This is a genomic window from Falsigemmobacter intermedius, from assembly GCF_004054105.1.
Classification (GTDB): domain Bacteria; phylum Pseudomonadota; class Alphaproteobacteria; order Rhodobacterales; family Rhodobacteraceae; genus Wagnerdoeblera; species Wagnerdoeblera intermedia.
The window spans coordinates 18,612-39,746 of sequence record NZ_SBLC01000026.1 but is presented as its reverse complement, the minus strand read 5'-3'; the positions used below and the strand labels follow the sequence as shown (position 1 = coordinate 39,746).

22 protein-coding genes are annotated in these 21,135 nt (G+C 62.0%); 7 read left to right on the top strand and 15 right to left on the bottom strand.

The window, feature by feature from the left end:
- Positions 1-4: 4 nt before the first annotated feature.
- The 10 genes from EP867_RS14800 to EP867_RS14755 form a co-directional block, all read right to left on the bottom strand.
- Positions 5-1,315 (bottom strand): flagellar hook protein FlgE, encoded by a 1,311-nt coding sequence (locus EP867_RS14800; RefSeq protein WP_128490263.1) that lies wholly within the window; start codon positions 1,313-1,315, stop codon positions 5-7.
- A 90-nt stretch (positions 1,316-1,405) separates the two neighbouring features.
- The gene (locus tag EP867_RS14795; RefSeq protein ID WP_128490262.1) at positions 1,406-2,233 is read right to left on the bottom strand and encodes a flagellar motor protein MotB; all 828 of its coding nucleotides are present in this window, start codon (positions 2,231-2,233) and stop codon (positions 1,406-1,408) included.
- 58 nt (positions 2,234-2,291) lie between these two features.
- Positions 2,292-2,891, bottom strand: a complete 600-nt coding sequence (locus tag EP867_RS14790) for a (d)CMP kinase (protein ID WP_128490265.1) — start codon at positions 2,889-2,891, stop codon at positions 2,292-2,294.
- 68 nt (positions 2,892-2,959) lie between these two features.
- On the bottom strand, positions 2,960-3,742 hold the full coding sequence (locus EP867_RS14785) for an amino acid ABC transporter ATP-binding protein (RefSeq protein WP_128490261.1): 783 nt from the start codon (positions 3,740-3,742) through the stop codon (positions 2,960-2,962).
- Between the two features lie 10 nt (positions 3,743-3,752).
- Positions 3,753-5,036, bottom strand: a complete 1,284-nt coding sequence (locus EP867_RS14780) for an amino acid ABC transporter permease (RefSeq protein WP_128490260.1) — start codon at positions 5,034-5,036, stop codon at positions 3,753-3,755.
- 1 nt (position 5,037) lies between these two features.
- On the bottom strand, positions 5,038-6,291 hold the full coding sequence (locus EP867_RS14775; RefSeq protein WP_164888886.1) for an amino acid ABC transporter permease: 1,254 nt from the start codon (positions 6,289-6,291) through the stop codon (positions 5,038-5,040).
- A 137-nt stretch (positions 6,292-6,428) separates the two neighbouring features.
- Positions 6,429-7,445, bottom strand: coding sequence for an amino acid ABC transporter substrate-binding protein (locus EP867_RS14770; protein WP_128490259.1), 1,017 nt, complete (start codon positions 7,443-7,445; stop codon positions 6,429-6,431).
- 237 nt (positions 7,446-7,682) lie between these two features.
- A complete protein-coding gene (locus EP867_RS14765; protein ID WP_128490258.1) occupies positions 7,683-8,399 on the bottom strand; it encodes an ATP12 family chaperone protein in 717 nt (238 codons plus the stop codon).
- Positions 8,400-8,406: 7 nt separating this feature from the next.
- Complete coding sequence (locus EP867_RS14760; protein WP_128490257.1) at positions 8,407-9,501, bottom strand: RluA family pseudouridine synthase; 1,095 nt, start codon at positions 9,499-9,501, stop codon at positions 8,407-8,409.
- The gene (locus EP867_RS14755) at positions 9,498-9,872 is read right to left on the bottom strand and encodes a fluoride efflux transporter FluC (RefSeq protein WP_128490256.1); all 375 of its coding nucleotides are present in this window, start codon (positions 9,870-9,872) and stop codon (positions 9,498-9,500) included. The genes EP867_RS14760 and EP867_RS14755 overlap by 4 nt, the downstream gene beginning before the upstream one ends.
- Before the next feature lie 182 nt (positions 9,873-10,054).
- On the opposite strand from EP867_RS14755, the gene EP867_RS14750 reads away from it, so the two are divergent.
- Complete coding sequence (locus tag EP867_RS14750; protein WP_128490255.1) at positions 10,055-10,957, top strand: alpha/beta hydrolase; 903 nt, start codon at positions 10,055-10,057, stop codon at positions 10,955-10,957.
- On the opposite strand, the gene EP867_RS14745 is transcribed toward EP867_RS14750, so the two are convergent.
- Complete coding sequence (locus EP867_RS14745) at positions 10,946-11,947, bottom strand: calcium-binding protein (protein WP_128490254.1); 1,002 nt, start codon at positions 11,945-11,947, stop codon at positions 10,946-10,948. The two genes, EP867_RS14750 and EP867_RS14745, sit on opposite strands and share 12 nt — an antisense overlap.
- Before the next feature lie 255 nt (positions 11,948-12,202).
- Between EP867_RS14745 and rpsO the strand changes: the two genes are divergently transcribed.
- On the top strand, positions 12,203-12,472 hold the full coding sequence (gene rpsO / locus EP867_RS14740) for a 30S ribosomal protein S15 (protein ID WP_128490253.1): 270 nt from the start codon (positions 12,203-12,205) through the stop codon (positions 12,470-12,472).
- 84 nt (positions 12,473-12,556) lie between these two features.
- Here rpsO and EP867_RS14735 read toward each other — a convergent pair whose 3' ends face one another.
- Positions 12,557-12,919 carry a pore-forming ESAT-6 family protein gene (locus tag EP867_RS14735; protein ID WP_128490252.1) on the bottom strand — a complete coding sequence of 121 codons (363 nt, stop codon included), beginning with the start codon at positions 12,917-12,919 and terminating at the stop codon, positions 12,557-12,559.
- Between the two features lie 391 nt (positions 12,920-13,310).
- Here EP867_RS14735 and pnp point away from each other — a divergent pair, with 391 nt between their 5' ends.
- Complete coding sequence (gene pnp / locus EP867_RS14730) at positions 13,311-15,449, top strand: polyribonucleotide nucleotidyltransferase (RefSeq protein WP_128490251.1); 2,139 nt, start codon at positions 13,311-13,313, stop codon at positions 15,447-15,449.
- A gap of 76 nt (positions 15,450-15,525) precedes the next feature.
- Here the strand turns inward: pnp and EP867_RS14725 are convergent, their stop codons facing one another.
- From EP867_RS14725 to EP867_RS14715, 3 genes are all read right to left on the bottom strand, one after another.
- Positions 15,526-15,987, bottom strand: a complete 462-nt coding sequence (locus EP867_RS14725; RefSeq protein WP_128490250.1) for an Lrp/AsnC family transcriptional regulator — start codon at positions 15,985-15,987, stop codon at positions 15,526-15,528.
- Positions 15,988-16,144: 157 nt separating this feature from the next.
- Entirely contained in the window at positions 16,145-16,534 is a 390-nt protein-coding gene (gene mscL / locus EP867_RS14720; RefSeq protein WP_128490249.1) for a large-conductance mechanosensitive channel protein MscL, read from the bottom strand.
- 202 nt (positions 16,535-16,736) lie between these two features.
- Positions 16,737-17,921 (bottom strand): TIGR03862 family flavoprotein, encoded by a 1,185-nt coding sequence (locus EP867_RS14715; protein WP_128490248.1) that lies wholly within the window; start codon positions 17,919-17,921, stop codon positions 16,737-16,739.
- Between the two features lie 249 nt (positions 17,922-18,170).
- On the opposite strand from EP867_RS14715, the gene EP867_RS14710 reads away from it, so the two are divergent.
- The 4 genes from EP867_RS14710 (at position 18,171) to EP867_RS14695 (ending at position 21,097) form a co-directional block, all read left to right on the top strand.
- Positions 18,171-18,626 (top strand): MarR family winged helix-turn-helix transcriptional regulator, encoded by a 456-nt coding sequence (locus EP867_RS14710; protein ID WP_128490247.1) that lies wholly within the window; start codon positions 18,171-18,173, stop codon positions 18,624-18,626.
- The gene (locus EP867_RS14705) at positions 18,613-19,431 is read left to right on the top strand and encodes an enoyl-CoA hydratase family protein (protein WP_128490246.1); all 819 of its coding nucleotides are present in this window, start codon (positions 18,613-18,615) and stop codon (positions 19,429-19,431) included. Before EP867_RS14710 ends, EP867_RS14705 begins: the two co-directional genes overlap by 14 nt.
- 93 nt (positions 19,432-19,524) lie before the next feature.
- Positions 19,525-20,664, top strand: coding sequence for an acyl-CoA dehydrogenase family protein (locus tag EP867_RS14700; protein WP_128490245.1), 1,140 nt, complete (start codon positions 19,525-19,527; stop codon positions 20,662-20,664).
- A gap of 16 nt (positions 20,665-20,680) precedes the next feature.
- Positions 20,681-21,097, top strand: coding sequence for a RidA family protein (locus tag EP867_RS14695; RefSeq protein WP_128490244.1), 417 nt, complete (start codon positions 20,681-20,683; stop codon positions 21,095-21,097).
- Positions 21,098-21,135: the final 38 nt, after the last annotated feature.

Here is a 21,135-nt window from a genome sequence, read left to right as displayed (position 1 = left end):
ATAATCAAAGGTGGGTCACTTCTCGATGGAAATCCCGGGTCAGTTCTGCGCGGAAAATCACAACCTTGGCATTGGATGAATAGGCCCGCTGCGTCTGGATCAGCTGCGTCAGCTCATGGGCGACATCCGTGCTGCTTTCTTCGCGGGTGAATGAGCGCGTCACCCCGGCCGGACCCGTGCCGGCGTCCCACAGGTAGAACGAACCGGAAGTGCTGCTGACCTGATAGGTCTGATCCCCCAGAGAGATCAGCCCGTTAGGGTTGCGAACGTCGGCCACCGGGATTTGGTAGAGAAGCTTCGAAAACCCGCGGTCATAGACACCATAAAGGTTCCCCTGTTCATCCAGTTCGAGAGCGACAACGGAAGAAACCGGGCTGCCGTCTTTAACGGGCGCTGAGGGCACAAATCCGGCGGCCAGCTGTGAAAGCCCCCCGGGCTCACCCGGCTTACCGATGGAGAGGGTGACCGGGCCGTGGGGCAGGGTCAGACCGATCTGACCTGTGGCGGCATCATAGGCCGGACTCGCCCCGACAGGCGTCGCAGATTGCAGCATGCCGGCAGCAGGCCCAAGGGTCGCAAAATCGAGAGCCCAGCTGCCCAGTGTCGAGGCACTGATGCTGTCCTCAATCTCCATGGTCCATTGGTTGGAGGAGCCCGTGGCAGGAATAATCGGCGTGAAGCGATAGGTCATCCAACCTGCCTCACCAAGGGGGTTGTAGTATTCCATCGTCATTTCATAGGGCTGGCCGGAGCCCCCGGCTGCGGTATCGGTTGCGGGAAGGTTCAGGCTGATCGCGGCATTGGTCGTGGGATTGGCTGCAAGCGCGGCCATATTGACCTGCACAGGCCGCAGCGCGCTGATGGTCTCGCGCGGCTGGGTCGGGATATTGCCGGTCGCATCTGCAGGCCAGCCAAGCAGCACCTGGCCGGTTGCATTGACCAGATAGCCATCGCTGTTGGCGCGGAACGATCCGGTCGTCCGCAGACCGAAACTCAGGGGACTGCCGCTTTCCGGCAGCGCAGAGAGCTTTGTCACAGGTAAGAACCCGCGACCGCTGATCGAAATATCCGTGACGTTATTGGTCTGCGTCAGCGCGCCGCTTTGATCGATCAGGCGCTGATTTGTGGTTGTGACCCCGCCCGCAATATAGCGTGCAGAATTCCCCGAGCCCACGACCATCGCATGAAAATCCACCTCAGCCCGTTTATAGCCGAGCGTGGCGGAGTTGGAGATATTGTCCGAAATGGCGGCGAGCCGCACCGCATTGGCGTTCAGACCGGCAACCCCGGCACTCAGCGAAGAAGAAATCGTCATTTCTGGACCCCTTATTGCGACCGCGATTCCGGTCCGGTGGTCTTCAGAATGCGGCAAAGGCCTTAACGGTCGGCTAATGGGGCCGAAAACTTACGTGCCATTGCGTAAGAGCACGAATTCAATGCGATTATTCCGCGCGACCATGGGGTCTGCCACCGCCGGACGGCGGTCTGCAAAGCCCGAAACCCGCCGCATACGCGCCGGAGCGAACCCCGAAAGCTCCATCAACTGACGGGCCTGATGCGCGCGTGAAGAAGACTGCTGCCAGACCGGATTTTCAATCCTTGTGATCGGCAGACTGCGGACATGACCATGCACGGCTACCGCATTTTCGACCAGGGCAAAGGCACCGGCCACCACGGGAATCAGATCGCGCAAAATCTGCGTGGGACGTTCACTCTCTCCGTCAAAAAGCGGGCGATCGGTCAGGTCAAAAAGCTCAACCACCAGCCCCTCATCGGTGAGGCCCGTCACAATATGGCGCATCAGAGCCAGCCGCTCAGGGCTTTCGCCGCCCAGGCCGTCGAGCCGGGCCATAAGGTCCTTCAGAACCTTCTGCTCTCCGCCAGTGTCAGCTTCAAGGCCCATGGCGCGGCGTTGCTCAGAAGGGTGTCGGGCGGCCGCTCCGGACCCCTCGCGGGCGCGGCTGTCTTCGGAGAAGAGCGAATCGCCCTCAAACATCCCGTCACCACCGCCGGAGGTGCGGTGGATGGGCATCACCGGGTTGAAGTAATCCGCAATGCCCTTGCGCTGCTTGTCAGTGGTCGCGTTAAGCAGCCACATCAGCAGGAAAAAGGCCATCATCGCGGTCACGAAATCCGCATAGGCGACCTTCCAGGCGCCGCCGTGATGGCCACCTTCCTGGACTGATTTTCTGCGCTTTATGATTACCGGCGCCGCATTCCCTGGCCCTGCCATGCTGATACCCTTCCGTCACACCCGGGATCAGGTATCGCACAGCCGGGTTAGGAGGGGTTTAACGGGGCAGACGGGCGCGGATCAGGGCAGCGGCCCGGGCCACGGCCTCTGCAACCGACAGATCGGTGGTATCGAGCAGCACGGCGTCAGCGGCCGGCCGCAAAGGGGCCTCCGCGCGGTTCATGTCACGCTCATCGCGGGCACGCACCTCGGCCAGAACCTGCGCCGCATCACCGCCCACCTCAAGCCAGCGGCGATGCGCGCGCGCTTCGGCAGAGGCGGTGACGAAAAGCTTTACCTCTGCCTCAGGGCAGATCACCGTGCCGATGTCGCGGCCGTCAAGAACAGCCCCGCCCGCACGCCGGGCGAAACTTCTTTGAAAATCAACGAGGGCCGCGCGAACCGCAGGGATCACCGCCACACGGCTTGCGGCATCGCCTGCTGCCAGGCTGCGCAGATCGTCACGCGCCAGATCCTCAGGGGTGAGGCTGCGGGCGACCTGCGCCGGATCGGCGGCACGCGCCTCAGAGACGACGCCCACGGCACGATAGAGAAGGCCCGTGTCGAGATGCGCAAAGCCGAACTCCGCCGCCACCGCACGGCTGATCGTGCCTTTACCGGCTGCCGCCGGGCCATCCACCGCCACCGTAAAGATCATCGTCATCCCCAAATGCAGTCAGGGGCGCGGTCTAACGCGCCCCCGTCATTGCGTAAACCCCCTGCCCCTCAGTGGCCAAGGATCTGGCTGAGGAAGAGCTTCGTGCGCTCGCTCTGCGGGTTGTTGAAAAACTCTTTCGGAGCATTTTCTTCGACGATCTGCCCCTGATCCATAAAGATCACCCGGTTCGCCACGGCCTGGGCAAAGCCCATCTCATGGGTCACGCAGAGCATGGTCATGCCTTCCTCTGCCAGCTCAATCATGGTGTCGAGCACCTCTTTGATCATCTCGGGGTCAAGCGCCGAAGTCGGCTCATCAAAGAGCATGATGCGCGGCTTCATGCAGAGCGAGCGGGCGATGGCCACACGCTGCTGCTGACCGCCCGAAAGCTGGCCGGGGTATTTATGCGCCTGCTCTGGGATCTTCACCTTTTCAAGGAAGTGCATCGCCACCTCCTCTGCCTCACGTTTGGGGACCTTACGGACCCAGATCGGCGCAAGGGTGCAGTTCTCGAGGATGGTCAGATGCGGAAAGAGGTTAAAGTGCTGAAACACCATCCCCACCTCTGAGCGCACCTTGTCGATGTTCTTCAGATCCGAGGTCAGCTCCGTCCCGTCCACGATGATCTGGCCGTCCTGATGCTCTTCCAGACGGTTGATGCAGCGGATCAGCGTCGATTTCCCCGAGCCTGAGGGGCCGCAGATCACGATCCGCTCGCCCCGGTGAACGGTCATATTGATGTCGCGCAGCACGTGGAACGCGCCATACCACTTGTTCATATTGCGGATCTGGATCGCAGCCTCGTCAGAGACCTGCATCGCGGCGGCGTGTTGAGCAGCGGTTTGTGTCATGACAGGTTCCTTAACGGTGATCGGTCTTCAACTTCCGCTCCAGCCAGAGCGAATAGCGCGACATGCCAAAGCAGATGATGAAGAAGCAAAGGCCGATGAAGATGAAAAGCTCCCAATAGATGCCGTTCCAGGCCGCATTGGCGCGGATGGAGTTCGACAGACCGATGGGATCAAGAAGGCCGATAAAGACCACCAGCGTGGTGTCTTTGAAAAGGCCGATGAAGGTGTTGACGATGCCCGGAATCGAGATTTTCAGCGCCTGAGGCATGATGACCAGCCGCTGCGCGCGCCAATAATCAAGCCCGAGTGCATCGGCCGCCTCATATTGCCCGCGCGGCAGCGCCGCGAGACCACCGCGCACCACCTCGGCCATATAGGCCGCGGCAAAGAGGGTCACCATGATGATCACCCGCAGGATGATGTCAAAGTTGGTCCCCGGCGGCAGGAAATAGTTCAGCAGGAGCGAGGCCGTGAAGAGAAGCGCAATCAGCGGCACGCCGCGCACAAACTCAATGAATCCCACGCTGAGAATGCGGATCAGGAACATGTCCGACTTGCGGCCAAGCGCCAGCACGATGCCCAGCGGCAGCGAGAGTGCGATGCCGGTCACGCCGATGATGATCGACAGCATGAAACCGCCGAAATCGCGCGAGGGCACCTCGCGGATCGCCATGGGGATCATCCGCTGCAGATCCTGCGACAGCGGCCCGGCGAGCCACAGCCAGAAGGCAAGGATCACCACAGCCCCGAGGATCATCCCAAGCGCAGAGCTGTATCCGCGCAGCACCCGGTAGACCACATAGCCCACAACCGGGCCCAGCAGCACGACCACCGGAAGCCAGAGCGTGCCTCCCCATAAAAGCCAGAAACCGATCAGCGGATAAAGCAGCGAAAACCAGATCATCCCGCGCGGCACCGAGGGGTAAAGCACCGGCGCCAGCGCCACCAGCATCAGCACGAAGGCCAGGATCGGGCGCCAGTAAAGCTCAGGCGGGTAGAAGCCGAAAATCAGCTGGTGCCAGCGCTCGGTGATCACCGCCCAGCAGGCCCCGGTGGCGCCGTTCAGAATCTCACGGCACTCAGCAAGGCTTGAGGCTTTCCAGACGCCGTTGATGAACCAGGGTGCCGTATGGGTCACAACCCAGAAGATGATCGCCAGCGAAACCACCGTCAGAAAGATGTTCAGCGGACCTGAAAACAGCTTCTGCCGCATCCAGCCGATCGCTCCGGTCTCAGAGACGGGGGCCGGTCTGGGCGCCAGCATCTCTTTGCGGACAAAGGAGGAATTATCCATCTCAGCGCTCCTTCAGCCGGACACTGGCGTTATACCAGTTCATCACCATGGAAATGATCAGCGAGATGACCAGATAGGTCAGCATCAGCAGCAGCATCCCCTCCAGCTCGCGGCCGGTCTGATTGATGGTGATCCCGCCCAGCGTGGCGCGCAGATCCATATAACCCACCGCCAGCGCGAGAGAGGTGTTCTTGGTGATATTGAGATATTGCGAGATCATCGGCGGAATAATGACGCGCAGCGCCTGGGGCAGGATCACCAGGCTCATGGTGCGCCCCGGACGCAGGCCAAGCGCGAAAGCCGCCTCAGACTGCCCGCGCGAAATGGCGAGGATACCGCCCCGCACCGTCTCGGCGATGAAAGCCCCGGTATAAAGCGTCAGCGCCACCCACATCGCGAAGAAAGAGTTTCGCATGTAAGTCCCGCCGGCGAAGTTAAAGCCCTTCAGCTCCGGCATCCCGAGATGAAACCCAAGCGCCAGCTTCAGCGCCAGCAGCGGCACCGCAAAGATCAGGAGGCTCTTCCACCAGGTGGTCGGCCGCACCCCGGTGGCATTCTGCACCGCGCTCGCATGCGCTTTCAGCTTACGCCAGGCGTAGATACAGACGGCCAGCACCGCGAGGATGGCCAGAAGATCCACACTGACCAGAAAAATCCCGAGGTCGATATTTCCGAGCGAGCGGTCGAACAGCGGTTCGGGCACATAGACGCCGCGGTTGGTAATCGCCACGCTGTCGAAGAACAGCATCGATGAGGTGGCGTTTTCCCCGCGGAAGGCATTGGGTGCCGGCATGGATTCGGTCATCACCGCAAAGATCAGCAGGATCCACAAAACCAGCGGGATATTGCGGAAAATCTCGACATAAAAGCCGATGAGACGCGAAATCAGCCAGTTCTCTGACAGACGCAGCACCCCTGCGAAAACGCCCACAATCGTGGCGGTTACGCAGGAGAGCGCGGCCAGTAACAGCGTGTTCAAAAGCCCCACCAGCATGGCACGGCCATGGCTGCTGTCGGATGTATATTCGATCAGGCGCTGGTTAATATCATAACCCGAACGCACGGTCAGAAAGCCGAAGCTGAAGTCTTTGCCAAGCGCCTTCAGGTTGGCAACCGTATTGGTCACCAGCCACCAGGCGGCGAGCACAAAGAGGACCAGTGCGATAAACTGAAGGGTGAGCGAGCGATACCGCGTATCATAAAGCAGCATGCTCAGCCGAAAATCGCCACTTCGGGCGTCGGTTCCGGGTGTCATAACGAATACCCCCTGGGGTCTGCCCGGCCTTTCGGCTCGGCGGATCAGCGCAGCTTCTTCCGCGGCAGACTGTTGTTATTTCAGATCGTATCGTGCCTGAGGAAAAGGGCGCCCGCGAGGGGCGCCCCCCTCCTTAATCAGCGGAACGGCGGAGCGTAGAGCAGACCACCCTGGGTCCACTGCGCGTTCAGGCCACGGGCCAGACCGATCGGGGTCTGCTCACCGATGGTGGCCTCAAAAAGCTCACCATAGTTGCCGACGGCTTTGATCGCGTGGATCGCCCAGTCATTGTCGAGGCCGAGCATCGCGCCCAGTTCCCCTTCTTTACCGAGCAGACGGTTGATCTCGGGATTCTCGGTGCCCTTGGCCATCTCATCGATATTGGCCGCGGTGATCCCGTATTCTTCGGCACCGATCAGCGCATTCAGAACCCAGCGGCCGATGTCAGCCCATTGGTCATCGCCCTGACGGACCAGCGGACCCAGAGGCTCTTTTGAGATGATTTCCGGCAGAATGATGTGGTTGGCGGCATCCGCAAAGCCACCGCGGGTTGCAGCAAGGCCCGAAGCATCGGTGGTGTAGACGTCGCAGGCACCAGCCAGATACTGCTGCTGCGCTTCGGCATTGGTTTCGACCGGAACCGGCTCATACTTCAGGTTATTGGCCTTGAAGAAGTCCGCCAGGTTCAGCTCGGTGGTGGTGCCGGTCTGGATGCAGACGGTGGCGCCTTCAAGCTCTTTGGCCGAGGTCACGCCGAGATCTTTTTTGACCATAAAACCCTGACCGTCATAATAGTTCACACCGATGAAGGTGAACTTCAGATCCGCATCCCGCGAGAGGGTCCAGGTGGTGTTCCGCGCCAGGATGTCGACCTCACCGGAAGCCAGGGCGGTGAAGCGGGTCTGGCCGGTGGTCGAGACGAAGTTGACCTTCATCGGGTCTTTCAGCACGGCAGCGGCGACCGCGCGGCAGATAGAGACGTCAAAGCCCTGCCACACGCCCTGGGCATCCGGCGCGGAGAAGCCGTTAACGCCGGTCGAGACACCGCAGTTCAGCGTGCCGCGGGCTTTGACATCGTCAAGAGTCGCAGCCTGCGTGATCCCGGCTGCGAGTGCCGCGAGCGACAGCGTGCCGAGGAAAACGGATTTCTTCATTATAACCTCTTCCTGTGAAGCACCGCAAAATAGCGGCGCGGGACAGGCCCTGTTGGCCCGAAAGGAGTGCCCCGGTTATTGGCTCCGGGGTCAGAGGTATCTTGCGATGCGCCTGGCCAATGCGTCAAGGCTGGCGGCAGAGGGGAATAGTTTCCCGGTAAACGGCCTGAAATAACCGCGTTACCGGAAAAATTTGCCCGTTTTTTCAGCGCGAACCGGGCAATACGGCCGCAACCTTCAGCTGTTCTGACGGCTCATGGCAAGGAAACGTGCTGCGTGTTCAAGGGCTTCGCGGCGCTTGCCTTCCTTGATCTCGAACTCTTCATCGGCGCCCCATTGCTCGGCCTGCCATGCCTCATCAATGCGCGAGGCTGCCCAGGCTTCAGGCAGCGTGATGCGCCCTTCCGCTACGGCAAGCGCGAGAATCAGCGATCCTGAGATCCCGATCAGGTCGTGAAGCGCGGTCATCTCAAAGGCGTCAAAGGCCCCAAGCGCAGCCTTCAGCCGGGCCAGCGCCGCGGCATCCTGGGCCACCGGGATGACCCCCGATGTCACCTTCAGACGCGCGTCATAACGCTCCGCCGCCCAGTCAAGCAGCGGATCCCAATGCGCGGCCTGGCGGGCGATGAGCTCTGCCGGGCCATCCGCACGATAGCTCAGCAGATCGGTGCCGCCATATTCAGCCAGCATATCGAGGACCGCATCGAACTGATGGGTGACCTTATCGATCGCCGCATTGGCCGAGCGGGTGACCGGCATGGTCTCGGGACGGATCTCGCCCTGCTGCGCATCCCATTCCGCCGCCACAGCCTCTGCCATGGCGCGGGTGGGCAGGATCAGCGGGGCTTTCGCGGGGGTTTTCACCGCCCGCGCATCCAGCATGACCTGGAAACCACCCTCAACCGCTTCAACACGGGCCTCTTTCCAGAACCGTTTTGCCTTCCAGCCGCTCATGCCACCCTCACCGATCGCGCTGACGTTCGCGCTTTTGTTTTTCGGCCATTTCTTCGGCCCATTCAAAGGGATCATCCGGAACCGAGTTGATATCCCAGCCCAGAGTTTTCCAGGTTTTCTCCATATGAGACGGCAGCGGAGCGCGGAAGGTCAGATGCTGTTTGGTGATCGGATGCTGGAACGCCAGCAGGCGGGCATGCAGATGCAGCTTGCGGCTGATCTCGCCACCCAGCTGTGCGCCCCAGCCATCCCCCAGGTTTTCCTGCGCCGAGCCGCCGTATTTTCCATCGCCGATGATCGGGTGACCAAGCTCAGCCATATGCGCCCGCAGCTGGTGGGTGCGCCCGGTGACCGGAACCAGCGCCGCCCAGGACACCCGCGTGCCCAGCAGATCCATCACCGCATAATCGGTGGTCGAGCGTTTGGCATCGGGGTAGTCTTTGATTTTGGCGGGATGGATGCAGACCATCTTCTCGCCTTCACCATGCTTGCCGTGACCGCCCTGCTTCATCAGCGCATAACGGATGGTGCCGAATTTCGGGTTGGGCACACCGGCCACCGCAGCCCAGTAGATCTTGCGGGTGGTCCGCTCCCGGAAGGCTTCCGACAGCGCGCGGGCAACCCGGTCGGTGCGGGCCAGGACCAGCAGACCCGATGTGTCTTTGTCGAGACGGTGCACCAGCTTCGGGCGCTCTTTATAGCCAAACATCAGCGCCGGGGTCAGACCATCCACCGTGCGGTGATCAAGGCCCGAGCCGCCCTGGCTCGGCAGACCTGCGGGTTTGTTGATCACGATCAGATGCTGATCACGGAACATCACGCAGGACTGGATCATCTCGGCATCAGCCTGCGAGATCATCTCTTCCATGCCGCGCACTTTCAGTGGCGGGGCCTCAGAGGGGACCGGCGGCACGCGCACTTTCTGGCCCGGGACGATGCGATCGGCAGGCTTCGCCCGCCCGCCGTCAACGCGCAGCTCGCCCTTGCGGCACATCTTCTCAACCGCCACCTGGTTCAGTTGCGGGAATTTCTTTTTCAGCCACCGGTCGAGGCGGATTTCGCCATCGTCTTCCGAGACCATCAGGATTTGAACGCCGCTCATAGCAGTCCTCGTATCAGGGCAGCACCGGCCATCAGTGCCACAACCGACACCAGAACCGAAGCCACAGCATATCCGCCCGCCATCCATGGCGTGCCGCCCTCAAGAAGGCGGACGATATCCGCCGAGAAGGCCGAAAAGGTCGTGAAGCCGCCCAGAAAACCGCTCAGCAGCAGCGGCGAAAACCGCTCTGCCTGATGCGCGGCGAGCCAGGCAGCGAGCCCCCCCATCAAAAGAGAGCCTGCCACATTCACAACGAAAGTCCCTGCCGGAAAGCTCCCGGGCAGCAGGCGTGCAAAAGCCGTCACGGTCACAAACCGCGCCACAGCGCCCGCAGCGCCGCCCAGTGCCACATATATCAGGGTCCGGATCATTGCGCCTTCCATCTGCCGCGCCACGTGTCTTGTCAACCGGATGGCCCCTCCGGCCCTGCCCGGAACGACATTCCGCCGCGCTTTGCCTGTGAACAAAGGCTCTGCGCCTGTCCTTTCACGGAGCAGCGGGGCTTGCAGGGAATCACCCCCGCCGCCACTCTGCCCCAAAAGGGAGGGATGAGATGGCCGTTATCGATGGGTTTACCCGCCGCCGTGTGGCGCTGCCGGGGATCACGCTCTCCGTTCAGGAGGCAGGCTCCGGCCCGCCGCTGATCCTGCTGCATGGTTTTCCGCAAAACGGCATGTGCTGGTCAAAGGTCGCGCCGGAGTTTGCCAGGCACTTCCGCACGATCGTGCCTGATCTGCGCGGCTACGGCGAAAGCGATGCACCGCCTGATGATCCTGACCATATCACCTATTCCAAACGCCGCATGGCCGAAGACATCGTCGCCCTGATGGATGAACTCGACATCCGCAGCGCGCATATTCTGGGCCATGACCGGGGCGCGCGGGTGTCCTACCGGCTGGCGCTGGATCATCCGGGGCGGCTGCGGCGGCTGGGGATCATCGAGATCGTGCCGACGGGAGACTTCTGGAACGCCTGGACGGCGGAACTGGCCATGGCGGCCTGGCACTGGACCTTCCTCGCGCAGCCCGCGCCCCTGCCCGAGCGGATGATCTCGGCCGATCCTCTGCCCTGGCTCGACACTCTGCTCAGCACCTGGCTGCGCAGTCATGACCTGTCGGATCTGCCACCCGCAGCCCTGCAAAGCTACCGCGATCAGATGGGGCAGCCCGACCGGGTGCATGCCATGTGCGCCGACTACCGCGCCGGAGCCACCACCGACCGGCGTATTGATGAGGCCAGCCGCGCGGCCGGGGAAAAGATCGCCGCCCCGCTCTCCTATCTCTGGGCGGAAAAGGGCTTTCCCGCCAGAAGCGGCGATCCCCTCAGCCTGTGGCGGGCCTGGGCCACGGATTTGAACGGCGCGTCCTGCGCCTCCGGCCATTTCGTGCAGGAGGAGAACCCCGGGGCCGTGCTGGATCAGTTTTTACCCTTCTTCCTTCAGGGCTCAGAGCGCTGAAACGCGCAGGCGGATGGCATCAGCGTCATAAACACCGATCAGATCCGCCAGCGCCTGACCATCGGCCAGCACCCGCAGGCCATGGCTTCCCGCCTCATAGGTGATCACCGGGGCGGGGCCATCTGACGGATATTCCACCAAAAGACTGTCCTCGGCGCTGTAGTCGGTGATCTGCGCGACACCGCTGCCGGTCAGCCGGAAGACATCCGCCCCCTCACCACCACTGGCCACATCACCGCCGCCTGCATGCAAAAGATCATCGCCGCGACCACCGTTGAGGTAGCGCGAGGTCCCCTCCTCAGCCTGGCCGAGGTTGCCCCTCAGGATGTCATCCCCCTCATCGCCGTCCAGCGTATCATTGCCACTGCCCGCGATCAGCAGATCATTCCCCATTCCACCGCTGAGCCAGTTGTCGCCCGTTCCGGCGATCAGCAGATCATCCCCGCGACCGCCCAAAAGCGTGTCATTTCCCGTCCCGCCCTCAAGCGTATCATCGCCCTCCTGCCCGGCGAGCTGGTCTGACCCCGCGCCCCCGGTCATCCGGTCTGAACCGCCGCCACCCGTTAACGTATCCTGCCCCGCTCCGCCGTGCAGGCTGTCGCCCCCCGCACCACCGGAAATCTGGCTGTCACCCAAGCCGCCCGTCAGATCGAGATCCCTGTCGTCAGCGGGCTTCAGAAGATCAGAGCTTTCCGGCCCGTCAGAGCTGCCGCGCGCCTGGGCCTGATCCGAGATCCCGCCAACTTCCGGAACCGGCGCAGCGCCTGAGGCCCCGGCCACCGCCAGAATTCCCTGCCCGTGATCCGGATCGGCAGGCTCTGCCGCTGCATCTGACCGGGGCTCCTGCTCCGGCCCCGGTTCAGGGGCGCCGCTTTCTTCCGCCTCCGTCTCTGACTCTGACTCTGACTCTGACTCTGACTCTGTGGAAAAAATCGCGCTGCCGACCGCGCCTGCCACCAAAAGCCCGACAACTCCGAGAAGCTCCAGCATCCCGCACACCCCTGCCCCGAGACAGGGCGTTAACCAAGAACTAAGGTAAATAACTGATAACAATCATAAAATATCACAAAGCGGCTGATTCTCACAATCCGTTTTGCAGCGTTGCCGGGCCGGACTTTCAAAAGACTTTCATTCCGGGGCATTCCGCGCTATGTCCGCGCATCCGTCTGACGCTCAGACGGTTCCTCCACGGGCCCTGCTGGACGACGTCCCGGCTTGCGCCATAACCCTTTTAAGGAGATCCCGATGTCGATCACCGTCGAAGAAAAAAACCGCCTGATCAAAGAATTCGCAACCAAAGAAGGCGACACCGGTTCGCCGGAAGTTCAGGTTGCAATCCTGTCGTCGCGCATCGCGACCCTGACTGAGCACTTCAAGTCGCACAAAAAAGACAACCACTCGCGTCGTGGTCTGCTGATGATGGTTGCTCAGCGCCGTAAGCTGCTGGACTACCTGAAAGCACGTGACGAAGCCCGTTACCAGGCTCTGATCGCGAAACTCGGCCTGCGCCGCTAAGTCTTTCGGAACAGCGAATCAGCAACGCCCGCGCCGGATCACCGGCGCGGGCGTTGTCATTTCGGGGTGATATTCGCGGCGGCGTCAGCCGGCCTGAGTGATCACCGCAGCCATCTGTTTGCACAGCGCCGAGATATCGGTGTTCTGCGAGGCAGAGGCCTCTTTGAGCGACTGCTCAACGCCCATGGCCGAAACCGTGCCCGCCTTGCCCTTCTCATAAGCAGCCTCGACTTTCGCCGCATCGGCAGGGGCCGGAAGCTGGCCGAACATTCTTTGCTGAATCTCAACGGCTTTGCTGTCGATATGCCCCTCAGCAAGGCAGAACTCGAGCACGCCGAGCTGGTTTTTAGCGGCTGCCACCGCTTCATCCATCCCCGGCGCCTGAGCCTGAGCCGCCCCGGCAGCCAGAACCAGCGCTGCCACCTTTACGTAAAAGCGTCCGATCATCTCAGCGCCTCCCTGACAAAAAATACCACAGGATCTGACCTGCCTGCGCAGTCTGCCCGCTTTGCCCGCTACCGCAAGCTTTTAGCGCCCGCCGCAGCCGGACAGCGCCACCCTGGCAAAGGCCTGCCGAAACGGGAAAAATCTGCTGACGCTTTTTCGCCTGCGGCCGGATTTCCCTGCGGTATCACGCTGACAGGCGGGAACCGGATGGCATTTACCCCATAAAACATGGTGCTTTTCACAAAGGCCGTTTTCCTGTATGCACCCACGCTATCTGAGACGTGAGGTCCGAGCCCCCGGACACATGCACAGGATCAGGGGCGGCGGCAATGGGGCCGCTATATAGACAGGGAGCGCGGGATGGGCCTGCGTTACCCAGATAGGATGTCTGATGTTCAATATTTCGAAGAAATCAATCCAGTGGGGCGGTGAAACGCTGACGCTGGAGACCGGCAAGGTTGCCCGTCAGGCCGATGGTTCGGTCATTGCGACGCTCGGCGAGACCTCGGTCATGGCCAACGTGACCTTCGCGAAATCGCCGAAGCCGGGCCAGGACTTCTTCCCGCTGACCGTGCACTATCAGGAAAAATACTACGCAGCCGGTAAGATCCCGGGTGGCTTCTTCAAGCGCGAAGCCCGTCCGTCGGAGAAAGAGACCCTCGTCTCGCGTCTGATCGACCGTCCCTGCCGCCCGCTCTTCGTTGATGGTTTCAAAAACGAAGTTCTGGTTATGGCGACCGTGCTGTCCTGCGACCTCGTGAACGATCCCGATATCGTGGCCATGATCGCCTCCTCGGCGGCTCTGACCCTCTCGGGCGTTCCGTTCCGTGGTCCGATCGGTGCAGCCCGCGTTGGTTTCGTCAACGGCGAATACGTTCTGAACCCGTCGATGGACGACATGACCCAGCTGCGCTCGAAGCCCGAGCAGCGCCTGGACCTGGTCATCGCCGGCACCAAGAACGCCGTGATGATGGTGGAATCGGAAGCTTACGAGCTGACCGAAGAAGAAATGCTGGGCGCTGTCGAATTCGGCCACGCACAGATGCAGCCGGTGATCGACCTGATCATCGAACTGGCTGAAGAAGCGGCAAAAGAGCCCTTCGACTTCACGCCCCCGGATCTCTCGGCGATCTATGCCAAAGTGAAAGCTTCGGGCGAGGCCCAGATGCGCGCTGCCTTCGCGATCCGCGACAAGCAGGAGCGTACCAACGCGATCAAAGCGGCCGTTGATGCGATCAAAGCGACGCTCTCGGAAGAAGATCTGGCCGACATCAACCTCGGCTCGGCGATCAAGAAGCTGGAATCGGACATCCTGCGCGGCGACGTTGTGAAAAACGGCATCCGTATCGATGGCCGTAACACCACCACCGTCCGCCCGATCAATGTGGAAACCGGCATCCTGCCGCGCACCCACGGCTCGGCGCTGTTCACCCGTGGTGAAACCCAGGGCCTCGTGGTCACCACGCTGGGCACCGGCGAAGATGAGCAGTTCATCGACGCGCTGAACGGCAACTACAAGTCGAACTTCCTGCTGCACTACAACTTCCCTCCCTATTCGGTGGGTGAAGTGGGCCGCGTGGGCAGCCCGGGACGTCGTGAAATCGGTCACGGCAAACTGGCATGGCGCGCGCTTCAGGCCGTGCTGCCGGCGCCGACCGACTTCCCCTACACCATCCGTGTGGTGTCCGAGATCACCGAATCGAACGGCTCGTCCTCGATGGCTTCGGTCTGCGGCGGCTCGCTGTCGATGATGGATGCAGGCGTTCCGCTGAAAGCGCCGGTCGCAGGCGTCGCCATGGGTCTGATCCTGGAAGAGGATGGCTCGTGGGCTGTTCTGACCGACATTCTCGGTGACGAAGACCACCTCGGCGATATGGACTTCAAAGTGGCAGGTACCGAAGCCGGTATCACGACCATGCAGATGGACATCAAAGTTGCGGGCATTACCCCGGCCATCATGAAGCAGGCGCTTGCGCAGGCAAAAGACGGCCGCGTGCACATCCTGAACGAGATGGCAAAATCGGTTTCGGGCCCCTCTGGCTTCTCGGAATACGCTCCGAAGATCGAAACCCTGACCATCCCGACCGACAAGATCCGTGAAGTGATCGGCTCGGGCGGCAAGGTCATCCGCGAGATCGTGGAAACCTCGGGTGCGAAAGTCGACATCAACGACGACGGCGTGATCAAAATCGCTTCGTCCTCGGCCGAGGCCATCAAGAAGGCCTATGACATGATCTGGTCGATCGTGGCAGAGCCGGAAGAGGGCCAGATCTACACCGGTAAAGTCGTCAAACTGGTCGACTTCGGTGCTTTCGTGAACTTCTTCGGCAAGCGTGATGGTCTGGTTCACGTGTCGCAGATCGCCAACAAGCGCCTGCAGCACCCGAATGAGATCCTGAAAGAAGGCCAGGAAGTGAAAGTGAAACTGCTCGGCTTTGACGAGCGCGGCAAAGTCCGCCTCGGCATGAAAATGGTCGATCAGGAAACCGGTGAAGAAATCACTGCCGGCAAAGAAAACGGCGAGGGCTGAGCCCCGCTTCAGGCCTGATCTTCAGGCCTGACACATTGCCCCCGGTGCCCGCGCGGTGCCGGGGGCTTTTCTTTGCTCAGACCGCCAGCGCCGTGGTGCGCAGCACCGTGCGCAGCGCAAAACTTGACTGCATCTGCGCCACCCCCGGCAGACGGCTGAGATACTGGCGGTGGATCCGGGCGAAATCCTCGGTGTCCCGGGCCACAATTTTCAGAAGATAATCCGCCGAGCCCGCCATCAGATGGCATTCCAGAAGATCCGGCACTTTCGACACTTCACGCTCAAAGGCGTCCAGCACCTCATCCGCCTGACCCTGCAGGGTAATCTCGACAAACACGGTGGTCGGCCGCCCCATCCGCCGCGCATCGAGAAGCGCGGTATAGCGGTCGATATAGCCCTCAGCCTCCAGGCGCTGCACCCGGCGGTGACAGGCCGATGCCGAAAGATTCACCTCCTCCGCCAGATCAGCGTTGGAGATACGGCCGTCCCTTTGCAGGACGGAGAGGATGCGACGGTCAGTTGGATCAAGATCAGCCATGGGCCACTCTTCAAAGATTCGCTCTGGCTTCGCAAGATCCTGCCACAGATTTCGAAAATTCCGGGAGGTTCCCTTATGCGATCGAACAGCAGCGGGGGAATTTTGCATCAAAAAAGCGCCCCGCAGGGCGCTTTTTCAAACCACATCCGGCCTGATCTCAGACCTTGCGGGCCAGAAGATCGCGGATCTCGGTCAGCAGCTCTTCCTGGGTCGGCGCTGCCGGTGCATTGGCCGCTGCGACTTCTTCCTTGCGCACGGCCATGTCCTTCATCTTGTTCAGACCCTTCACCAGCAGGAAGACGACCCAGGCAATGACGACGAACTTAATGACGGCATTGATGAAATTGCCATACATGAACTGCGCTTCGCCGATGCCAAAGCTCAGCGAGGAGAAGTCGATGCCGCCGATGAAGATCCCCAGCAGCGGGTTCACCAGGTCATCCACCATCGAGGTGACAATGGCGGTGAAGGCCGCACCCATGATGATACCCACGGCAAGGTCCATGACATTGCCGCGCATGATGAAAGTTTTGAATTCGTTCAGCATTTACTATGCTCCTGAGAGGTCCGACCGGCGGGGGCTCTGGGATTACGGGATAATCGCAGCCCCGAATATGCCATGAGCCGCGCGCCTCTTCACGATCTTTTTAAGTTTCTGTCGAGGTAAGAATTTCGCACCCGGCTTTCGGTTGCGCCCGGAATGCGAAATTAACGCAGATTCCCGCCTGGATCGCGGATTGATCTGCGTCTCAGCCCGCCGGGCCGGCGGCATAACCCGCCGCCGCACGACCGGCGTGACGCCCGGTCGCGAGGCAGGCGGTCAGCAGATAGCCCCCTGTCGGCGCCTCCCAATCCAGCATTTCGCCCGCGACGAAGACACCAGGACGGGCGCGCAACTGAAGCCCCTCATCCACCGAGTCCCGGGTCACGCCCCCCGCCGTAGAGATCGCCTCATCCATGGGGCGCGGCCCCTGATGCGGCACCGCGAGATCTTTCAGAACCGCGGCCAGCGCCGCCGCCCCGCCGGGAAGCGGACGCGCCACCTCCATCACCAGGGCCTGCTTTGCCGCGTCGAGCCCGGCCTTTCGCAGACGATTGGCCGCCGAGTCACCGCGGGTCCTTTCGAGCCGCGCCTCAAGCGCCGCAAGGCTGAGGTCCGGGAAGAGATCAAGCCGCAGCACCGCGCCTTCGCGCAGCGCCGGGGTCAGCGGGTAAAGCCCGCCCCCCTCAAGCCCGCGCGCAGAGATCACCGCCTCGCCCCGCAGGCTAAAACCTCCGGCCGAAAGCCGTAAGCCCTTGAGCGCCGCCCCGAAATGCCGGGTCATATAGGCTGACCAGGAGACCAGAAGCCCCGCATTTGACGGCGCAAAAGGCGCGAGCTTTACCCCTTCGGCCGCAAGGATCGGGGCCCAGGAACCATCTGACCCCAGGCGCGACCAGCTTGCCCCGCCAAGGGCCAGCACCACCACCGAAGGCGTTACCGCAACATCGCCCTCCGGGGTCGAGAAACAAAGCTGCGCCCCGTCAAACCCGGTCCAGCGCCAGCGGCGGTGCAGCTGCACAGCCAGCCCCTCCAGCTCTGCAAGCCAGGCCCGCAGCAGCGGCGAGGCCTTATGCACCACCGGGAACACCCGTCCCGAGGAGCCGGTATAGACCGCCTGGCCAAGTGCCTCTGCCCAGGCCTTCACCGCTTCCGGACCAAAATCCGCCAGCATCGGCGTCAGCCAGTCCTGCGCCTGGCCGTAGTGCGCCAGAAAGGCGGGCAGAGGCTCATCTTTGGTGATGTTCAGACCGGATTTCCCCGCCATCAGCAGCTTTCGCGCCGGAGAGGGCATGCTTTCGGCGATATGCACCACATGGCCGGCGCGGGCCAGTTCAAGCGCGGCCATCAGCCCGGCGGGACCCGCCCCGATCACCCATGCCTCTGCTGCCATCTGCCCCACTCCTGCACCGGGGCAGCAAAGCCCGGATTGGCTGCCCTGTCAAAACAAGCGCGTCGGTTGCCAGAGTTTGCGCCCCTTCGCAAGGCTCACAACTTTTGCTTTAAGCCAGAAATTTTAAGTTTGAAGAAGTTTACAAGCCTGCTACCCTGCTCTGGTTGAACTGAGAGGTGATCATGCTTTGCCCTGCGTCCCGGCCGTTTTTGCCATCCCGGCTGCCTTCCCCTGTGCGGAGCGGGCGCCATGAAGGATGACAGCGACCGCAGCCGCCGGGAGTTGAAGCTTTGGCTTCGGATGCTGCTGACCACCCGTGCGGCAGAGGCGGAACTGCGGGAATTTCTGCGCCTGTCGCATGGCACCACCCTGCCGCGCTTTGACGTGATGGCCGCGCTCTGGCGCCGGGGTGAGGCGATCAGCATGTCAGAGCTCAGCCGTATGCTTCTGGTTTCAAACGGGAATGCCACCGCAGTGGTGGACCGGCTGGAAAAAGACGGGCTGGTGAAACGCTCTCCCTCTGAGACTGACCGGCGCACGGTTTACGTCGCCCTGACCGAGGCCGGAAAAATGACCTTCGCCACCCTGGCGCGCGATCACGCCGACGAGGTGAGCCGGATTATGCAGGATCTTCCCGATGAAGATCTCGACACGATGAGCGCCATTCTGAAGCGCATGGGAGAGCGTCGCAATGCAGCAAAGTGAACTGGCAGACCTGAAGCCGAAGCATTTTTCCTGGGAGGTGTCAGACCGCATTGCGACCATCCGCCTGACCCGGCCCGAGCGCAAGAACCCGCTGACCTTCGAAAGCTATGCTGAGCTGCGCGACACCTTCCGCGCCCTGCCCTATTGCAGCGATATCGATGTGGTGGTTTTCGCCTCGCAGGGCGGCAACTTCTGTTCAGGCGGTGATGTGCATGAAATCATCGGCCCGCTGACAAAGATGAATATGAAGGATCTGCTGGCCTTCACCCGGATGACCGGCGATCTGGTTAAGGCGATGATCCATTGCACTAAACCGGTGATCGCCGCCGTGGACGGGATCTGCGTGGGTGCGGGCGCGATTATCGCCATGGCCTCAGATCTGCGGATCGCCACCCCGGAGGCAAAATGCGCGTTTCTCTTTGCGCGTGTGGGGCTTGCGGGCTGCGATATGGGGGCCTGTGCCATGCTGCCCCGGATCATCGGCCAGGGCCGTGCGGCGGAACTGCTCTACACCGGCCGCTCGATGTCCGCCGCTGAGGGGGAACGCTGGGGCTTCTGGAACAGCCTGCATGATGCAGCCGACCTCGATGCTGAGGCCCGGAAACTCGCCGCGCGCATCGCGGCAGGTCCGAATTTCGCCCATGGCATCACCAAGACGCAGCTGAACCAGGAATGGAACATGAGCCTCGATCAGGCGATCGAAGCCGAAGCCCAGGCCCAGGCCATCTGCATGCAGACCGAAGATTTCACCCGCGCTTACAACGCCTTCGTGGCGAAAGAGACCCCGGTGTTCAAAGGCAACTGAGCACCGGCCCGGCCACGCGGAGGGAGCCGCGCTGCCGGAAGGCCCGCCCGACGGGGAGATCGGGCGGGCCCCCCGCGACCTGAGGAGACGACTTTGGCAGACCGCAGTTTTCTGACCTGGCCCTTCTTTGAAGACCGCCACCGCGCCCTGGCCGAAGCGCTGGACGCCTGGTGCGCCGCCCATCTGCCGGTGGATCATCACGACGTCGACGCCGCCTGCCGCGCCCTGGTGCGGATGCTGGGCGAAGGCGGCTGGCTTGAGCACAGCGGTGCAGCGACCGGCGAAGCGCTGGATGTGCGCAGCCTCTGCCTGATCCGCGAGACCCTGGCCCGCCATGATGCTCTGGCCGATTTTGCCTTTGCGATGCAGGGGCTTGGCATGGGCGCGGTGACGCTTTTTGGCGATGCTGAGCAGCAGAAATGGCTGACCCGCACCCGCGCGGGCGAGGCGATTTCCGCCTTTGCGCTGACCGAGCCGGGGTCGGGCTCCGATGTCGCCCGCTCGACCGCCACGGCGCGGCGTGAGGGGGATCACTTCATCCTTTCCGGCGAGAAAACCTATATCTCCAACGGCGGGATCGCGGATCTTTACGTGGTCTTTGCCCGCACGGGCGAAGCACCGGGCGCGAAGGGTCTCTCGGCCTTTCTGCTGCCCGCTGATACCCCCGGACTTGAGATTGTCGAGCGCATTGAGGTCATCGCCCCCCATCCGCTGGCGCATCTGCGTTTCAACGACATCCGCCTGCCCGCTTCGGCGCTGATCGGGGCTGCGGGATCGGGCTTTCGCATCGCGATGTCGGTCCTTGATGTTTTCCGACCCACGGTCGGGGCGGCCGCGCTTGGCATGGCGCGGCGGGCGCTTGATGAGGCCCTGGCGCGGATCAAATCCCGCCAGCTTTTCGGCGCGCCTTTGCATGAGTTGCAGATGGTGCAGGGGCATATCGCCGATATGGCGCTTGAGGTGGATGCCGCAGCCCTGCTGATCTACCGCGCCGCCTGGACCAAGGATCAGGGCGCGCCGCGCATCACCCGCGAGGCGGCGATGGCGAAACTTTATGCCACCGAAGCCGCACAGCGCGTGATTGATGCCGCGCTCCAGCTTCACGGCGGAGACGGTGTCCGGCAGGGCATGGCGGTAGAGGGGCTCTACCGCGAAATCCGGGCCCTGCGCATTTATGAAGGCGCGAGTGACGTCCAGAAAGTCGTCATCGCCCGCGCCACTCTCGACGGTTAACTTCAAGGAGCGCGTGATGAGCGAGCTTTCTCCGCATGAATTTCTGCATCCCTCGGGCTGGAAGGCCGCGGCGGGCTATGCCAATGGCGTCGCGGCCCGGGGCAAAATGGTCTTTCTGGGTGGTCATATCGGCTGGAATGGCCAGCAGGAGTTTGAGACCGATGATCTCGCAGGTCAGGTCCGCCAGACCCTGCAGAACATCCTTGATGTGCTGGCCTGCGCCGGGGGCCGAGCAGAGCATATCGTTCGGCTGACCTGGTATGTGACGGATAAGAAAGAATATCTCTCCTCTTTGCGCGAAATCGGCAGCGCCTACCGCGATACGCTTGGCAAACATTTCCCCGCCATGGCGCTGGTGCAGGTGGTGGCCCTGGTTGAGGACCGCGCCAAAGTGGAAATTGAAGCCACCGCCGTCATTCCCGACGAAGCGTAAGACCAGAGCCTCCCGCAAGGGGGGCTTTTTACATTCTG